This is a genomic window from Streptomyces chattanoogensis (assembly GCF_001294335.1).
Lineage (GTDB): Bacteria > Actinomycetota > Actinomycetes > Streptomycetales > Streptomycetaceae > Streptomyces > Streptomyces chattanoogensis.
Genome location: NZ_LGKG01000145.1, coordinates 135,088 through 151,094 on the forward strand (window position 1 = coordinate 135,088; position 16,007 = coordinate 151,094).

General features: G+C 73.3%; 15 protein-coding genes. 3 read left to right on the top strand and 12 right to left on the bottom strand.

The genetic code is table 11. The annotated features are described in order from the left end of the window. Nucleotides 1-82: 82 nt before the first annotated feature. From ADL29_RS23090 to ADL29_RS23100, 3 genes are read right to left on the bottom strand one after another with little or no spacing between them, the layout of a single operon-like run. Nucleotides 83-754 carry a response regulator gene (locus ADL29_RS23090; RefSeq protein WP_053925511.1) on the bottom strand — a complete coding sequence of 224 codons (672 nt, stop codon included), beginning with the start codon at nucleotides 752-754 and terminating at the stop codon, nucleotides 83-85. 22 nt (nucleotides 755-776) lie between these two features. Beyond that, nucleotides 777-2,045, bottom strand: coding sequence for a MacS family sensor histidine kinase (macS, locus tag ADL29_RS23095; protein ID WP_078971208.1), 1,269 nt, complete (start codon nucleotides 2,043-2,045; stop codon nucleotides 777-779). A 36-nt stretch (nucleotides 2,046-2,081) separates the two neighbouring features. Beyond that, entirely contained in the window at nucleotides 2,082-2,849 is a 768-nt protein-coding gene (locus ADL29_RS23100) for a lysophospholipid acyltransferase family protein (protein ID WP_053925512.1), read from the bottom strand. A gap of 215 nt (nucleotides 2,850-3,064) precedes the next feature. Between ADL29_RS23100 and ADL29_RS23105 the strand changes: the two genes are divergently transcribed. Next, the gene (locus tag ADL29_RS23105; RefSeq protein WP_046928462.1) at nucleotides 3,065-3,862 is read left to right on the top strand and encodes an alpha/beta hydrolase; all 798 of its coding nucleotides are present in this window, start codon (nucleotides 3,065-3,067) and stop codon (nucleotides 3,860-3,862) included. Further along, nucleotides 3,849-4,415, top strand: a complete 567-nt coding sequence (locus tag ADL29_RS23110) for a hypothetical protein (RefSeq protein ID WP_053925513.1) — start codon at nucleotides 3,849-3,851, stop codon at nucleotides 4,413-4,415. The genes ADL29_RS23105 and ADL29_RS23110 overlap by 14 nt, the downstream gene beginning before the upstream one ends. A gap of 13 nt (nucleotides 4,416-4,428) precedes the next feature. Here the strand turns inward: ADL29_RS23110 and ADL29_RS23115 are convergent, their stop codons facing one another. The 6 genes from ADL29_RS23115 to ADL29_RS23140 all read right to left on the bottom strand — a co-directional run bounded on the left by ADL29_RS23115 (nucleotide 4,429) and on the right by ADL29_RS23140 (nucleotide 9,547). Further along, entirely contained in the window at nucleotides 4,429-5,181 is a 753-nt protein-coding gene (locus ADL29_RS23115; protein ID WP_053925514.1) for an endonuclease/exonuclease/phosphatase family protein, read from the bottom strand. A gap of 105 nt (nucleotides 5,182-5,286) precedes the next feature. Further along, a complete protein-coding gene (locus ADL29_RS23120) occupies nucleotides 5,287-6,228 on the bottom strand; it encodes an ROK family glucokinase (protein ID WP_046928459.1) in 942 nt (313 codons plus the stop codon). 85 nt (nucleotides 6,229-6,313) lie between these two features. Continuing rightward, entirely contained in the window at nucleotides 6,314-6,799 is a 486-nt protein-coding gene (locus ADL29_RS23125; protein WP_053925515.1) for a DUF5304 domain-containing protein, read from the bottom strand. Between the two features lie 66 nt (nucleotides 6,800-6,865). Further along, nucleotides 6,866-8,095: an ArsA family ATPase gene (locus tag ADL29_RS23130; protein ID WP_053925516.1), complete on the bottom strand. Its 1,230-nt coding sequence runs from the start codon at nucleotides 8,093-8,095 to the stop codon at nucleotides 6,866-6,868. Between the two features lie 2 nt (nucleotides 8,096-8,097). Next, a complete protein-coding gene (locus tag ADL29_RS23135; RefSeq protein ID WP_053925517.1) occupies nucleotides 8,098-8,598 on the bottom strand; it encodes an SRPBCC family protein in 501 nt (166 codons plus the stop codon). A 172-nt stretch (nucleotides 8,599-8,770) separates the two neighbouring features. Continuing rightward, a complete protein-coding gene (locus tag ADL29_RS23140) occupies nucleotides 8,771-9,547 on the bottom strand; it encodes a metallophosphoesterase family protein (RefSeq protein ID WP_107095052.1) in 777 nt (258 codons plus the stop codon). A gap of 296 nt (nucleotides 9,548-9,843) precedes the next feature. Here ADL29_RS23140 and ADL29_RS23145 point away from each other — a divergent pair, with 296 nt between their 5' ends. After that, the gene (locus tag ADL29_RS23145) at nucleotides 9,844-11,640 is read left to right on the top strand and encodes an AMP-dependent synthetase/ligase (RefSeq protein WP_053925518.1); all 1,797 of its coding nucleotides are present in this window, start codon (nucleotides 9,844-9,846) and stop codon (nucleotides 11,638-11,640) included. Nucleotides 11,641-12,070: 430 nt separating this feature from the next. On the opposite strand, the gene ADL29_RS23150 is transcribed toward ADL29_RS23145, so the two are convergent. The 3 genes from ADL29_RS23150 to ADL29_RS23160 form a co-directional block, all read right to left on the bottom strand. After that, nucleotides 12,071-13,213: a glycosyltransferase family 4 protein gene (locus ADL29_RS23150; RefSeq protein ID WP_053925519.1), complete on the bottom strand. Its 1,143-nt coding sequence runs from the start codon at nucleotides 13,211-13,213 to the stop codon at nucleotides 12,071-12,073. 103 nt (nucleotides 13,214-13,316) lie between these two features. After that, a complete protein-coding gene (locus ADL29_RS23155) occupies nucleotides 13,317-14,708 on the bottom strand; it encodes a hypothetical protein (protein WP_053925520.1) in 1,392 nt (463 codons plus the stop codon). 96 nt (nucleotides 14,709-14,804) lie between these two features. Further along, nucleotides 14,805-15,860 (bottom strand): C40 family peptidase, encoded by a 1,056-nt coding sequence (locus ADL29_RS23160; protein ID WP_053925521.1) that lies wholly within the window; start codon nucleotides 15,858-15,860, stop codon nucleotides 14,805-14,807. Nucleotides 15,861-16,007: the final 147 nt, after the last annotated feature.

Consider the following 16,007-nt stretch of genomic DNA (forward strand, 5'->3'; position numbering starts at 1 on the left):
CCGGGATGGGACAAACCCCGACTCCGGTCAGGCGGCGGGGAGTTGATGCGGTGGCGTTCACCCGTACGAGGGGATCTTCCCGTCACGCGTCGTCGAGGCCCCGCTCGATGGCGTACCGCACCAGCTCCACGCGGTTGTGCAGCTGGAGCTTGCCGAGGGTGTTCTGGACGTGGTTCTGCACCGTGCGGTGCGAGATGACCAGGCGCTCGGCGATCTGCTTGTACGAGAGTCCCTTGGCGACCAGGCGCAGCACCTCGGTCTCCCGCTCCGTCAGCTGCGGGGCGCCGGGCTCGTCCGGTGTCGCGGGGGCCGGTTCGGTGGCCAGCCTGCGGTACTCGCCGAGCACCAGACCGGCGAGGCCGGGGGTGAAGACCGGGTCGCCGACGGCCGTGCGGCGCACCGCGTCCAGCAGCTCCTCGGTGCTCGCCGACTTCAGCAGATAGCCCGTGGCTCCCGACTTGACCGCCTCCAGGACGTCGGCGTGCTCACCGCTCGCGGAGAGCACCAGGACCCGCAGCGCCGGGTTGGAGCCGACCAGCTCCTTGCACACCTGGACGCCGGGCTGCCCCGGCAGATTGAGGTCCAGCACCAGCACATCGGGCCCGGCGGCCTGTGCCCGGCGCACCGCCTGGAGGCCGTCGCCGGCCGTCGCCACCACATCGAACCCGGCCTCGGCCAGATCCCGCGCGACCGCGTCCCGCCACATCGGGTGGTCGTCGACCACCATCACCTTCAGGCCGCTGTGTTCGCTCATGCCGAAACCTCGCTGCGCTCGTTCACGCCTTCGCCTTCCCCCTGCCCCTGGGCTCCGCGCCCTTGGGAACCGTCAACTCGACTTCGGTGCCCTGTCCGGGAACCGAGACCCACTCGGCGCGGCCGCCCAGGTCCCGCAGCCGGCCGCGGATCGACAGGGCCACGCCGAGGCGGCCCTCGCGCTCGGCGTCCGCGAGCCGGCCCTCCGGGATGCCGGGGCCGTCGTCGCGCACCGTCACGATCACCGCCTGCGGTTCGTCCTCCACCAGGATCCACGCTTGGGCGCCGGCTCCCGCGTGCACCCGCACATTGTCCAGTGCGGCACCGACAGCGGCCGCCAGCTCCGCCGCCGCGGCGGCCGGCAGCTCGACCTGGGCGCCGGGCTCGGAGAAGGTGACGCCGGCGCCCGCGTACGGGGCGAGCAGCGCGCGGACATCGCACGGGCCGCCGTCCGGCGCCGGCGGGGTGACCGCGGCCCCGGCGGGCGCCGTGGTGACCTCCGCGGTCCGCGGCGGCATCAGCCCGCCGGAGACCAACGTCCGCAGCGCGACCTCCTGTTCACCCGCCATCCGGCCCAGTTCGGCCGCCTCGCCGCCGATCGCGGCGCCGCGCCGCTGCACCATCGCCAGCACCTGGAGCACGCTGTCGTGGATGTCGCGGGCCAGCCGCTCCCGCTCCCTCGTGGCGGCCTCTATCTGAAGGGCGCGGGCGAGGGTGCGCTCACTGGCACGGGCCACCTCGACGACATAGCCGATGGCGACGCTGGCCACCCACACCAGGACGACGTTGTGGATGGTGTCGCGGGCCAGGACCTGGCGTTCGACGAGGTTGGCGACGGCCACCAGGGCGGAGGCCACCGCGGCCCAGCGCCAGCCCCGCTTGATCGCGAAGCCCAGGACGGCGCCCGCCGTCCAGATGGAGGGCAGGGTGGGCCCGCCGTCCATGATGCGGGCGTGGGTGTCCACCACGGACGTCAGCAGGATGCCGCCGACCGCGAAGGCGAGGTCGACGATCAGGAAGTGCCGGGTGCAGCGCTCCGCGGAGATCGTACGGCGCCAGGTGAAGCCCATCCAGACGGTGAGCGCGGCCAAGTAGGCGGCGGCGCCCAGCGGGTGGGCGTACTGCTTGTACGTGAGCGCGAACAGGCACAGCGCATAGCCGAGGGTGAGGATGCGGTAGCCGGTGAGCGCGCGCCACAGCGGCAGCTCGACGGACATCCGCAGCACCCTCGGCGGGCGCTTGCCGTGGCGCCTGGCAGCGCCGCTCACCGCCCCTATGCCGGCGTCCGTCATGTCCGTCATGCCGCCCCCACCCCTCGCCGGGCGCTGCTACGCCCCGGCCGTCTCGGCCTTCCCCTTGTCGGCGTGCTTCCCGGCGGCCTTCCCGGCCTCCGCCTCCGCCTTCTTCTTCGCCTCCGCGGCCTTCGCCGCATCCGCGATCTGCCGCTTGGCCGCCGTCGCGTAGATGTCGACGTACTCCTGGCCCGACAGCTTCATGATCTCGTACATGACCTCGTCGGTGACCGACCGCAGGATGAAGCGGTCGCCCTCCATGCCCTGGTAGCGGGTGAAGTCCAGCGGTTTGCCGATGCGGATGCCCGGCCGGATCATCTTCGGCACGATCTTGCCCGGCGGCTGCACCTTCTCGGTGTCGATCATCGCCACGGGGATGACCGGCGCCCCGGTGGCCAGCGCGACGCGCGCCAGACCGCCCGGCTTGCCGCGGTAGAGGCGGCCGTCCGGGGAGCGGGTGCCCTCCGGGTAGATGCCGAACAGCTCACCGCGCTCGAGCACCTCGATGCCGCTCTTGATCGCCGCCTCGCCCGCCCCGCGGCCGCCCGAGCGGTCGACGGGCAGCTGGCCCACGCCCTTGAAGAACGCCGCGGTCAGCTTGCCCTTCACACCCGGCGAGGTGAAGTACTCGGCCTTGGCGATGAAGGTGACCTTGCGGTCGAGCACCGCGGGCAGGAAGAAGGAGTCCGAGAAGGACAGGTGGTTGCTCGCGAGGATCGCCGGACCCTCGGCGGGAACGTTCTCGATGCCTTCCACCCAGGGCCTGAAGGCAAGCTTCAGCGACCCGCCGATGGAAAACTTCATTGCGCCGTAGATCAACCGACTGCCTCCTGTGTGTGACGCAAAGACCTTAACCTGCCCCGGGGCCCCGCTCGCCGCGGCGGGGCTGCGAGCGCCCACCTACGGCCGAGCGGGCGGCGGATGACCTGCCGCGCGGCCGCCGTCGGACCTATCCGCTCCGCGTCCCGTTGCGTACCCTGAGGTAACCCAGCAGGCCCCTTATCGATCGGAGTTCCCCGGTGCCGCTCCTTCCCGGAGCCGAGCCGTTCCGCCGTGACGGCGGAGAGGTCGGCGTCCTCGTCTGCCACGGCTTCACCGGCTCCCCGCAGTCCGTACGCCCCTGGGCCGAGCATCTGGCCGACCGCGGGCTGACCGTCGCCCTGCCCCTGCTGCCGGGGCACGGCACCCGCTGGCAGGACCTGGCGGTCACCACCTGGCAGGACTGGTACGCCGAGGTCGACCGCGAGCTGCGCGCGCTGTCCGGGCGCTGCACCAAGGTCTTCGTCTGCGGCCTGTCCATGGGCGGCGCGCTGGCGCTCCGCCTGGCCGCCCGGCACGGCGACGCGATCAGCGGCGTGGCCGTGGTCAACCCTGCCAACAAGGTCCATGATGCCGCGGCGCCGCTGCTTCCGGTGCTGCGGCATCTCGTACGGACCACCAAGGGGATCGCCAGCGACATCGCCAAGCCCGGCGCCGAGGAGGTCGGCTACGACCGGGTGCCGCTGCACGCCGCGTACTCGCTGCGCCGCTTCTTCCAGCAGGTCGACTCCGAACTCCCGGGCGTCACCCAGCCGTTGCTGGTGATGACCAGCCCGCAGGACCATGTCGTCCCGCCCGCGGACTCCGAACGGATCCTGAGCCGGGTGTCCTCCACGGACGTACGGCACACGCTGCTGGAGCGCAGCTACCACGTCGCCACGCTCGACCACGACGCGGAGCGGATCGCCGAGGACACCTTCGCCTTCATCGCCCGGCTCGCCCCCGAGGCGGCCCCGGGCGGCGTCGAGGAGGGGACGGCGGCCCGTGGCGGAGCGTAGCCCCCGCGACCCCCGGGACCCGCTGGACGAAGAGGCCGCCTGGGCCGAGATCGTGGCGGGGTACGGCGAGCAGCCGGAGTTCCCCACGGCGGACGGGAAGAAGCGGGACGAAGGGGACGCGGGGCCCAAGAAGGACGGGAAAGACGAGAAGAACGCGAAGGACGGGAACGGCGGGAAGGGCGGTGCATCCGGCACGGGTGACGCCGCACGTCCGGGCTCCTTCATCGTCTTCGCTCCCGGCGTCGGACCGCGCGACTGGAGCGCCGCCGAAGCGTCCGACGACGACTTCGACGAGACCGACGAGGGCCACTTCACCCCGCCCGAGCCGCCCCCGCTGCCCACGGCCGATGTCACCACGAAGTTCGCCTGGCTCGCGGTCCTCGGCGGCCCGCTCCTGCTGGTCGCCATGGTGATCATCCAGCAGCCCGTGACGTGGTGGATCGCCCTCCTCGGCATCGGCGGCTTCCTGGGCGGCTTCGCGACGCTGGTGGGGCGGATGAAGGACAGCGGCGGGGACGACGACGATCCGCCGGGCGGGGGCGCGGTCGTCTGAGGCCCGGACCGGGCTAGGGCGTGCCGGGCGGCACCCGCAGCGCGGCCAGTACCGGCAGATGGTCGGAGGCGGCCCGCAGGTCGGCCTCCCGCACGCCCGGCAGCCCGTGCGGCACCCCGCACCCCAGCACCTCGACGCCCTCGCTCGCGAAGACGGCGTCGATCCGCTGCCGCGGCTCATGGGGCGTGGAGGTGAACTCCCCGCCCCAGGGCTCGGCGGCCCAGCCGTCCGTCAGAGCCCCCGCCAGCCGCCGGAAGGTCCGCCCGTCCGGCCGGTCGTTGAGATCGCCGCCCGCGACCGCGTACGGCACATCCATCAGGGCCAGCCGCTCCAGCAGCAGCCCGGCCTGCCCGTAGCGTTCCGCGTCGGCGAGGCTGAGATGGCAGCTGAGCACCCCGAGCCGCGCGCCGCCGATCCGCACCACGGCGGTCGCGAAGCCCCGCTGGTGCAGGCCGGGGGTGCGCGGCAGCAGGATGTCCTCGGTGCGCTCCACATGGGCGCGCAGCGTGGAGAGGATCATCGGGCCGGCCGTCGTGCCGCCGCCGGTGACGTACACCAGCCCGGCCGCCCGGGCCAGCCGCTCGGCGGCCTTGCGCCAGCGGAAGAACCGCGGCGCCTCCTGGATCAGTACGAGATCGGGGGCGCAGGCCCGGATGACCCGGGCCAGCGCCGCCCGGTCGTCGCGCAGGGAGCGGATGTTGTAGCTGAGCACCCGGATGACGGCGGAGCCGTCGGGTTCCGTGCGGGAGTCGGGGAGCGAGATCACGGGGGCGGGTCCTCTCACCGGTAACGTCACGCGCGCCAAGATAGGGCAACGCCCGCCACTTCCCCGGGGGATGTGACGGGCGTTGCCGTGCGGAGCGACCGGTGTTCAGCCCTGGCGGGCCAGGTCCGCCGCGCCGACCAGGCCGGCCTTGCCGCCGAGCTGGGCGGCGAGGACCTGGGCGTGCGGCCGGTACTGGTTGCCGACCAGCCAGCGGCGGAAGGACTTGCGGATCGGGTCGAGGACCAGCTCGCCCTCGTCGGAGACGCCGCCGCCGACGATGAAGGCGGACGGGTCGAAGAGCGAGGCGAGGTCGGCCAGGCCCGCGCCGGCCCAGCGGGCCAGTTCACGGAACGAGTCGATGGCCACCGGGTCGCCCTGGCGGGCGGCGGCGCTGATGTGCTTGCCCTGGATGCCGTTGGGGGTGCCGTCGCCCAGCGACAGCAGGATCCCGGCGTTCTCCGGGGTGGCGAAGGCGCGCTGCCGGGCGTAGCGCAGCAGGGCGCGGCCGGAGGCGTACTGCTCCCAGCAGCCCTGGCTGCCGCAGCCGCACAGCAGGCCGTCCGGCACCACCCGGAGGTGGCCGAACTCGGCGGCGACGCCGAAGCGGCCGCGGCGCAGCTTGTTGCCGATGATGATGCCGCCGCCCAGGCCGGTGCCGAGGGTGATGCAGATGACGTCGCTGTGGCCCTGGCCCGCGCCGAAGCGGTACTCGCCCCAGGCCGCGGCGTTGGCGTCGTTCTCGACGACCACGGGGAGGCCGACGCGCTGCTCGACCTTGTCCTTGAGCGGCTCGTGGCGCCAGTCGATGTTGGGCGCGAAGAGAACCGTGGCCCGCTTCTCGTCGACGTAGCCGGCCGCGCCGATGCCCACGGCCTCGATCTGGTGGCCGGTGCCGACCGTGCGGACCGCGTCCGCGATCGCCTCGGTCAGCGCGTCGGTGGCCTGCGGGGTCGGTACCTGGCACGTCTCGAGGATCGAGCCCTCTTCGTCGACCACGCCGGCCGCGATCTTCGTGCCGCCGATGTCGACGCCGATGGTGAGTCCCATGTGTCCCTCAGTTTTCGCTCGAACCCCGCCGGGTCCAACCGTACCGGAGGAGGAACCGCCTTCCCCTGCCGTGCGGCTGCGGGCGTCAGTCGAGGTCGATGCGCTCGGTGCCGGTGGGGCCGTCGTCGTCGCGCGGGTCGTCGGTGCGGCCCTCGCCGCGGGCGCCGGGGCGGCCGGCGGAGTCGTCGCGGGTCCAGCGGCGCTCACTGCTCTCGACGGCCGAGCGGTAGGCGGCGAGGAGCTCGGAACCGGCCGCAGCGAGGTGGTCGAAGACATCGGGGTTGCGCTCGATGACCGGCTCCACCGCGGCCCTGGCCTGCCGGAACAGCTGGCCTACGGCGCCCTGCGCGGCGATCCCGCCCAGCGCGCCGGGCAGCTGGATCCCGGCGAGCTTGTCGGTGACGGCCTCGGCGAGCTTGCGCAGCTCCTCGGCGGCGCTGCCCGGCTGGGGGCCGTGCTCGCTGCGGCGGCGGCCCTGCTCCGCCGCCAGGTCCTCGGCGCAGGCCGTCTCCCAGGCATCGGCGTCGAAGCCGTCCTTGCGGTCGGCGGGGCGCTCGGTGGCATCACTCATGATGTTCTCCGTGGACTCCGGCGGGCGGGACTCACTCCCGACGTTACCCGAATGGTGGTATGGCGTTCAGGAACTCGGCGCGGGGCTCTTGGGCCACAGGGCGGGATCGGGCGTGAAACGGATGTCGAGGACGCCGTCGCGCAGTCCGGCGCCGGTGACCGAGCAGCGGCGCAGGGCGGAGGGCAGCGTACGGATCCGGCGGAAGGGGCCCACGGTGACGACGATTTCGTCGCCGCGGCGCACCAGGCCGAGGCCCTCCCGCCGGGCGCCGGGCAGCGGCACCCGCCACAGGAGGATGCCGTCGGCGGCGAGGCGGTCCTCGACGGTCCAGGGATCGGGGTGCGCACCGGCCCCGTCGGCCTCAGCGGCCCCACCTGCCCCGTCGGCCTCGCCTACCGGCCCGTCGATCAGCTCGTCCAGTTCCTCGACGCCCTGCGGATCGCGGCCCAGGTGCGGCACTTCGTGGACCGGCACATCGGGGAATTCCTCGCGCAGCGCCTTGAGGGCGGCCTGCTGGCTGCCGGAGAGGGCGGCGAGGAAGGGGTCGGCGGAGCCGGTGGGCAGCAGCCGGTTGACGAGGAGGGCGTCGGTGCGGCGGCCGTGCAGGGCGAGCCCGGCGCGCAGCTCGCGCAGACCGGCGGCGGCGACCGGGCCGGCGTCGGTGACCAGACGTACGGAGGTGCCGGGGGCGTCGATCACCCGCTGGACGGCGGCGAGTTCGCGCTCCCAGCGGTCGGCGGCCTCGTACAGCTTCTGGGCCGGCATCGGGACGCCGGCGAGCTGGGCGAGGACCGGGCGCAGCGCGCGGGCGGCCTGGCGTTCGGGCGGCAGCAGGCGGCGCAGATAGCGGCGGACCTGGGCGGGCAGCGCGAGCAGCCGGATCGTTTCGCCGGCCGGCGGCATGTCGACGACGAGCAGGTCCCAGGCGTCCGAGGCGTGTTCGGCGCGCAGGGCGTGCAGCAGCGCGAAGGCCTCGGAGCCGGGGAGCTCGGTGAGTTCGTCCTCGTCGAGGGGGGCCGCGCCGAGCAGATCGAGGGCGGCGCCGGCGCGTTCCTGGAAGGCGAGGAACTCCTGGCGGAAGCGGTCGCCGGAGTCGATCCGGCGGGCGTGCAGGCCGGGGGCTATCGGAGTCGTGGCATCCGCACCGAGACGCGAGCACAGCACCGCTTCCGGAGCACTGCTCCCGGTCGTGAGCAGCAGTACGCGTTCGCCCCGCCGGGCGCCGGCCAGGGCGGTCGCGGCGGCGAGCGTGCTGCGGCCCGCGCCGCCGGGCCCCGTGACGAGAACGGTCCGCACGCTCAGAGCTTCTTGCCCTCGTCGGCGGACCCCTCGGAACCCCCGGAGGCCCCCTGGTCCGCGGGGCCGCTCTCCACCCGCTTCTTCAGCCCGGCCAGCGCCCGGTCGATGATGACCTTCTCCGCCTTGCGCTTGATCATCCCGAGCATCGGGATCTTCACATCGACGGTCAGCTGGTACGTCACCTTGGTGGCGGCGCCGCCCCGCTCCGCGGCCAGCCGGTAGGAACCGTCCAGCGCCCGCAGCATCTGCGACCTGACCAGCGACCAGCTGACCTCGTTCTCACCGGTCCAGGTGTACGCGAGGGTGTGGTCGTCCTTGATCGCCCCGGCGTCCAGCAGCAGCCGCACCTGCTCGGCGCGGCCCCGCTCGTCCTTGGCCAGCACCTCCGCCTCCTTGACCTCTCCGGTCCACTCCGGATAGCGGTCAAAGTCGGCGATCACGGACATCACTTCGGCGGGCGCCGCCTCGATCGTGATGCTTGAGCTGGTGTGTTCGGCCATCGCCGTGACTCCTCCATGCCATTTACATGCCGATTCGTGCCGGTCCGCCAAGCCGGTCCGCCGACTCGCGTCAAGCTCGTAAAGCTCGTCAAACTCCGTGTCTCTGCTGCTGAAGGCTACCGCGCGGGCGACGGCCGCCGGACGCGCGGCCGGGCGGAGACCGCCGCCGGGCTCACCACTGAAGGACGTACGGCGTCCCGGTGGCGTTGAAGTGCCCGACGTTGATGCACTCGGTGGCGCCGATCCGCATCCGGCGGGCCAGCGGCTGATGCACATGCCCGAAGAGGGAGTAGCGCGGCCGGGTCCGGCGGATCGCCTCCAGCAGCGCCGAACTCCCCCGCTCGAAACGGCGCGCGACCGTGTCGTAGCACAGCTCGGGAACGTCCGGCGGGATGTGCGTGCACAGCACGTCCACCTCCCCCACCGCCTCGATCTTGGCGGCGTACTCCTCGTCCCCGATCTCGTAGGGGGTGCGCATGGGAGTCGTCAGTCCGCCCCCGACGAATCCGAAGACCCGCCCCCCGATCTCGGCCCGCTGCCCGTCGAGCACCGTGACGCCGGGTCCGGCGTACTCCGGCCACAGCCGCGGGATGTCCACATTTCCGTATGTGGCATACGTCGGCGCCGGAAAAGCGGCGAACAACTCGGCGTATTGTTTGCGCACCGCCTCCTCGATGACCGATTCCCGGCTGCGACCGGTCCGGTCCAGCTCTCCCCAGAGCCGACGGCCGAGGGCACGGGCCTCCTCGAACCGGCGGGCGGTGCGCAGTTCGACCAGGGTGCGGGCGTTCCCGGCGCCGAACAGCTCGGGAAAGATGCCGCGCGAATGATCGGCGTAATCAAGGAAAAGGACCAGGTCACCGAGACAGACCACGGCATCGGCACCGTCGCCCGCGGCGGCCAGGCCGCGGCTGTTGCCATGGACGTCACTGACCACATGCACACGCATGGCGCCACCCTAAGCGCCCGGGGCAGCCGCCGGGAGAGCGCCCGCGACCTGGGGAGACGGCCCGGGGTTACTTCCGGGTCGGTGCGCCGCTGGTCTACTCTGCGCGGAGCAGTCCCATGGCGTGTCTTCACGTTTGTGCAATGTGTGTGACGCATCAAACATCTGGGCGCGACCCCCTATCCCAAAAGCAATACCGGTGGGTAACGTCCGGGCAGTCCAATCCCCCCGCATGATCATGGACCGCAACCGGTGTACACACAGCGTCGTGGCGCCGGCGCCAATGAGGAGCAGCAACCTTGCGCGAGTTCAGCCTTCCGGCCCTGTACGAGGTCCCTGCGGACGGCAATCTGACGGATCTCATCCGCCGAAATGCCGCGCAGCACCCGGATGTTGCCGTTATTGGACGCAAGGTGAACGGCGCGTGGCAGGACGTCACCGCCACCGCCTTCCTCGCCGAGGTCCGCGCCGTGGCCAAGGGCCTGATGGCCTCCGGCGTCGAGCCCGGCGACCGGGTCGGTCTGATGTCGCGCACCCGCTACGAGTGGACGCTGCTGGACTTCGCGATCTGGAGCGCCGGCGCGATCACGGTCCCGGTGTACGAGACCAGCTCCGCCGAGCAGATCCAGTGGATACTCGGCGACTCGGGCGCGGTCGCCTGCCTGGTGGAGAGCCCCGCGCACGAGGCCACCGTGGAGTCCGTACGCGACCGGCTCCCGGACCTGGAGAACATCTGGCAGATCGAGCGGGACGCGATCGCCCGGCTGCGGGCCGCGGGCGCCGGCATCACCGACGAGCAGGTCGACGAGCGCAGCGCGCTGGCCAACGCGGACGCGCCCGCCACCATCGTCTACACCTCCGGCACCACCGGCCGCCCCAAGGGCTGTGTGCTCAGCCACCGCAGCTTCTTCGCCGAGTGCGGCAACATCGTCGAGCGCCTGCGCCCCCTCTTCCGCACGGGCGAGGCCTCCGTCCTCCTCTTCCTGCCCGTGGCCCATGTCTTCGGCCGCATGGTGCAGGTCGCGTCGCTGATGGCCCCGATCCGGCTCGGCCACGCCCCCGACATCAAGCACCTCACCGACGACCTGGCGTCCTTCCGCCCGACCATGATCCTGGGCGTCCCCCGCGTCTTCGAGAAGGTCTACAACTCGGCGCGCGCCAAGGCGCAGGCCGACGGCAAGGGCAAGATCTTCGACAAGGCGGCCGACACGGCCATCGAGTACAGCCGCGCGCTGGACAGCGCGGGCGGCCCCGCCCTCCGCCTCAAGATCAAGTACAAGGTCTTCGACCGCCTCGTCTACGGCAAGCTGCGCGCCGTCCTCGGCGGCCGCGCCACGCACGCCATCTCGGGCGGCGCCCCGCTCGGCGAGCGCCTGGGCCACTTCTACCGCGGCATCGGCTTCACCGCCCTGGAGGGCTACGGCCTGACGGAGACCTGTGCGGCCACCGCCTTCAACCCCTGGGACCGCCAGAAGATCGGCACCGTCGGCCAGCCGCTGCCCGGCTCCGTCGTCCGGATCGCCGACGACGGCGAGGTCCTGCTGCACGGCGAGCACCTCTTCACCGCCTACTGGAACAACCCCTCGGCCACCGAAGAGGCCCTCTCCGACGGCTGGTTCCACACCGGCGACATCGGCACCCTGGACGAGGACGGCTACCTCGCCATCACCGGCCGCAAGAAGGAGATCCTGGTCACCGCGGGCGGCAAGAACGTCGCCCCGGCGGTCATCGAGGACCGTATCCGCGCCCACGCCCTGATCGCCGAATGCATGGTCGTCGGCGACGGCCGCCCCTTCATCGGCGCCCTGATCACCCTCGACGAGGAATTCCTCCCCCGCTGGGCCGAGGAACACGGCCACCCCGCCGATATCGCCCCCGCCGACATCGCCAAGGACCCCGAACTGCTGGCCGCCGTCCAGCGGGCCGTCGACGACGGCAACGCCGCCGTGTCCAAGGCCGAGTCGGTGCGGAAGTTCCGTATCCTCCCGACCCAGTTCACGGAGGAGTCGGGGCATGTGACGCCGTCGCTGAAGCTGAAGCGGAATGTTGTGGCGAAAGACTTCTCCGAGGAAATCGAAGCGATTTACCGGGGGTAGTTTCTCCGTACGTTTTCGGCTTTCCCGCCGTGGGGGTTGTTCGCCGTTGCCGGTCCGCTGCGCTTTGCCTGGGCCGTACGTTTTCGGCTTTCCCGCCGTAGGGGTTGTTCGCCGTTGCGCCTGCGGCGGGCTGGTTGCCGCTGCCGGGGCTGTTCGGCAGCGGCACCGGGCTTACACGGCTCCGCCGCTACAGCCCGGCACCTCCCCGTTGAGGGTGGGAGAAGACCGGTGGGGGTGCCCGTAAGCCCGTACGCGCGCGCAGTGAATACTCCTCGCTCGCCCCCACCGGCCTGTTCACCCCCCACCGTCGGGAGGGGACGGACCGCAGGACGGAGTCCGGAGGGCCGGCACCGCGGCCGACAAACAACCCCCGCCCACCGCCAGGCGAACCCAGAGAAACCCCTACGGCGGGACGGCCGACAACGTACGGCTACAGCAGCGCCCGCAGCCGCTCGGCGAGGCGGTCCCAGCGCCACTTCTCCTCCACCCAGGCGCGCCCCCGCGCGCCCATCCGGCTGCGCAGGGCCGGGTCCTCGAGGAGGGTGATGAGGCGTTCGGCCGTGGGGGTGGGGGAACCGCCGGGGACCACCCAGCCGGTCTCGCCGTCGAGAACGGCGTCGGGTGCGCCGCCGGAGTCACCCGCGACAACGGGGAGACCCGTGGCGGACGCCTCGAGGTAGACGATGCCGAGGCCTTCGACGTCGAGGCCGCCGCGGCGGGTGCGGCAGGGCATGGCGAAGACGTCGCCGGCGCCGAAGTGAGCCGGGAGCTCCTCCCACGGGACGGCGCCGGTGAAGCGTACGGAGTCGGCGACGCCGTGGCGCAGGGCGAGGGCGTGGAGGTCCTTCTCGTAGGGGCCGCCGCCGACGATCAGCAGGACGGCGTCGGGGACCGCGGCCAGGACGGCGGGCATGGCCTCGATGAGGGTGTCCTGGCCCTTGCGGGGGACGAGACGGGAGACGCAGACCACCACCGGGCGGTCGGCCAGGCCGAGGCGGGCGCGTACGGCGTCGCCGCCGGAGGCGGGGTGGAAGGTCTTCTCGTCGACGCCGGGCGGGAGTTGGACCATCCGGGCGGCGGCCTCGGGGGTCAGCGCGGCGGCGATCCGGGAGCGGGTGTACTCGCCGAGGAAGGTGAGCGTGTCGGTGCCCTCGCCGATGCGCCGGAGGAGCCGCCGGGCTGCGGGGAGCTGGGCCCAGCCCGCCTCATGGCCGTGGGTGGTCGCCACGATGCGCCGGGCGCCGGCGGCGCGGAGCGCGGGCGCCATCAGGCCGAGGGGTGCGGCGGCGCCGAACCAGACGGAGGAGCAGCCGTGTTCGCGGAGGAGGGCGGTGGCGCGGCGGGTCACCCGCGGCGTCGGCAGGAGCATCGTCGTACGGTCCCGGACCACCGTGAACGGCTGCTCGGCGTCGAAGGCGGCGGTGGCCGCGCGACCCTCCTCGGTGCGCTTCCAGGTGGAGGCGTAGACGACGACCTGGGTGGGGTCCAGCCGCAGCGCCATGCTGTGCAGGAAGGCCTGGATGCCGCCGGGCCGGGGCGGGAAGTCGTTCGTGACGATCAGGGTCTTGTGCACGGTGGTCTTTCGACAGGGGTTGCGGGCCGGTCCCGGCCGACAGTACCCGGTCGGCGACCGGCGCCGAGCGCCCCTGCCGGGCGGGGATCCGCCCGCGGCCCCCTCACCGCAGCTGCCCCTCCACATACTCCCGCCACTCCTTCGTGAACTCCGTGAGCCCCACGCCCAGTTGGTCCCGCATCGCCCGGTCCAGCCGCTCGGCGCGGTCGGGGCGGTGCCGGTCGCGGGCGGGCGTCGAGCCGGGTGAGCGGTGCGGGCGGGGGCGGTGGCCGTTCCGGAGGGCCTCCATCGGTGCGCTCAGGCGCCCCGCGGCACTCTCGGCCTCGGTGCGGCCCGCCGCCCGGTAGAAGGCGATCAGCTTCGCCTCGCCCCACTTGTCGGCGATCATGCGGCAGGCCAGCCAGCCGCCCTCGTACGCCTTGGCCAGGCGGTCCGCGCCGGCCTGGAAGCCGAAGTCCTCGTCGGTGGGGAGGCTGTCGGGGGCCTTGCCGGCGGCCACCGCGCGGGAGAGTTCGGGGGCGGTGGTGGCGGCCTTGCGGCGTATGTCGCGGTAGGCGACCCAGTCGGCGAAGCCCTCGGAGAGCCAGAGCGGGGTGGCCGTGGTGGTGACCGTACGGGTCGCGACATGGGCGGTCTCGTGGGTGAGGACGACGGCGCGGCCGAGGTCGTTGAGCTCCTCGTACGCCTCGGGGTTGACGATCACCCGGTCCGCGGGCGCGGTCGCCGAGGCACCGGCCTCGCCGGTGGTGACGGCCGCGATGCCCGTGTAACCGGCGGCGTCGTCGCTGCCCAGCAGCTGCGCCATCTGTCCGACGGTGTCGGGGGCCTCCACGACGACCTTGCCCGACCACCGCCCCTTCCAGGCGTCGGAGACGGCCGGCACCGACTTGTCCACCCAGTGCGCCAGGTCGCGCAGCCGCGCCGGGTCCGCGGCGCCGCCGAGCACCAGGCTGTACCGCCCGCGGACCAGCCGTACCGGGCCCTGGTCCCACAGCTGGCGGGTGCCGGGCCGGCCGGACGGGGCGCCGTCGGTGTCCGAGGAGACCCGCCAGCGTCCGGCGCGCTCGGTGAGGGTGAGGTACTGGAGGGAGGTGACGGGTGCGGTGTCGAATCCCTTGAGGCGGTAGCTCAGCCGTACCTTGGCGGCCATCCGGCCGCGGGCGGCGCCCGCCGGGAGCGGGAAGGCGTCGGTGGAGACGAGGTCGTAGCGCCAGTCGGTGAGCGGGACCGCCCCGAGATTGGCGATCAGACGGCGCTGGCGGGCGCGGTAGGCGGTGGCGTGCGGGTCGACGGTGGCCAGGAGGGCGGCGGTGTCGCGGTGCCGTACGGCGCGGGAGCGGGCGTCGAGCATCCGCTGGACGTCGGGGAAGCGGTCGCGCGGCGGGGCCTGGGGCGCGCAGCCGGTCAGCGGGACGAGCAGCGCGAGGAGCGGGACGGCACAGGCCGCCGCCCCGGCCCGCGACGGCCACCGCCGTCCCGCCCGCTGACGTGACATGCCGCCGATCGTATGTGCGCGCGGCGCGCCGCAAAAACGCGGGAAGCGGAGGGGAGGGGAAGGGGAAGGGGGCGCGAGAGGGGGTCTACGGGCGGTTCACGGCCTGGTGACGGCGGCGACGGGCATCACGCCGACCGGGTCGTAGCGGACCCGGGCGCCCGGATACGGGGCGTGGACGACCTGTCCGTTGCCGACGTACATCCCGACATGACTCGCGTCCGAACGGTAAATGACCAGGTCACCGGGTTGTGCCTCGGAGAGCGGCACCTGGCGGCCGGCACCGCGCTGGCCCTGGGAGGTGCGCGGGATCCAGACTCCGGCCTGCCCATAGGCCCATTGGGTGAGTCCGGAGCAGTCGAACGACGCGGGGCCGGTGCTTCCCCAGGCGTACGGGGCGCCGACGGCGGCGCGGGCGGCGGCGACGGCCGCGGCGGCCCGGCCGGGGGTGGGGAGGATGCCGGAGAGGTCGGGGAGGCCGGGCAGCATCCCGTCGCGCCCGTCGCTGCGCGCGGCCCGGTCGTAGGCCGCCCGGACGTTCCGCGGGAGGCCGTGGAGCACGCGCCGGGCGGCGGCCAGCTTGTGCTGGACGTCCTTCTTGTGGCGGGCCACGTCCCGGCGTCCGGCCTCGAGGTCCGCCAGCTTCGCGGCGGTCGCCCGGCGCTGCTGCTCCAGGGCCCGCTGTGCGGCCTGCAGGTCCCGCAGCTCGCCGGCCTGGGCGGCGTTGAGCCGGTCGAGGGCGAAGGCCTTCTCCAGGTAGCTGTCGGGGCGTTCGGAGAGCAGCAGCCGCAGGGCGGGGTCGATGCCGCCGGAGCGGTACTGGGCGGCGGCCAGCGCGCCGAGCCGGTGGCGCATCCGGTTGACCCGCTCCTGGGCGCGGGCGGTGCGGTCCCGGAGGTGCGCCACCTCGGCCCGGAGGCGCCGGGTCCGCTCGTCGGCGCCGTTGAACTTCTCGGTGGCCCGCTCGGCCTCCTCGTAGAGCGTGCCCAGCCGCCCGGTGGCCGTTCCCCGGCCCGCGGCGGAGCTTTCCGCCGGGTCGGCCGAGGCGGGCGGGCCGGACAGTGCGGCGGCCGCGGTGGCCAGGGCCGCCGAGACGACGGTGACACCGGTGCGGGTGACGGGGCCTGACGGTGAGGTACGGCGATGGGAGACCACGGGTGGCGCAATCCTTCCCTGTGCAGCCGGCTGCCGCCCGGAAGGGCGGACGGTGACCGGCGAGCTGCGAGGCAGGACAGTAACCGCGCCGGTCGGCGCCCGCCAAAGCCCCCTTGCCGTACGCAAAAAGCCGCCCCGCCGGTGACT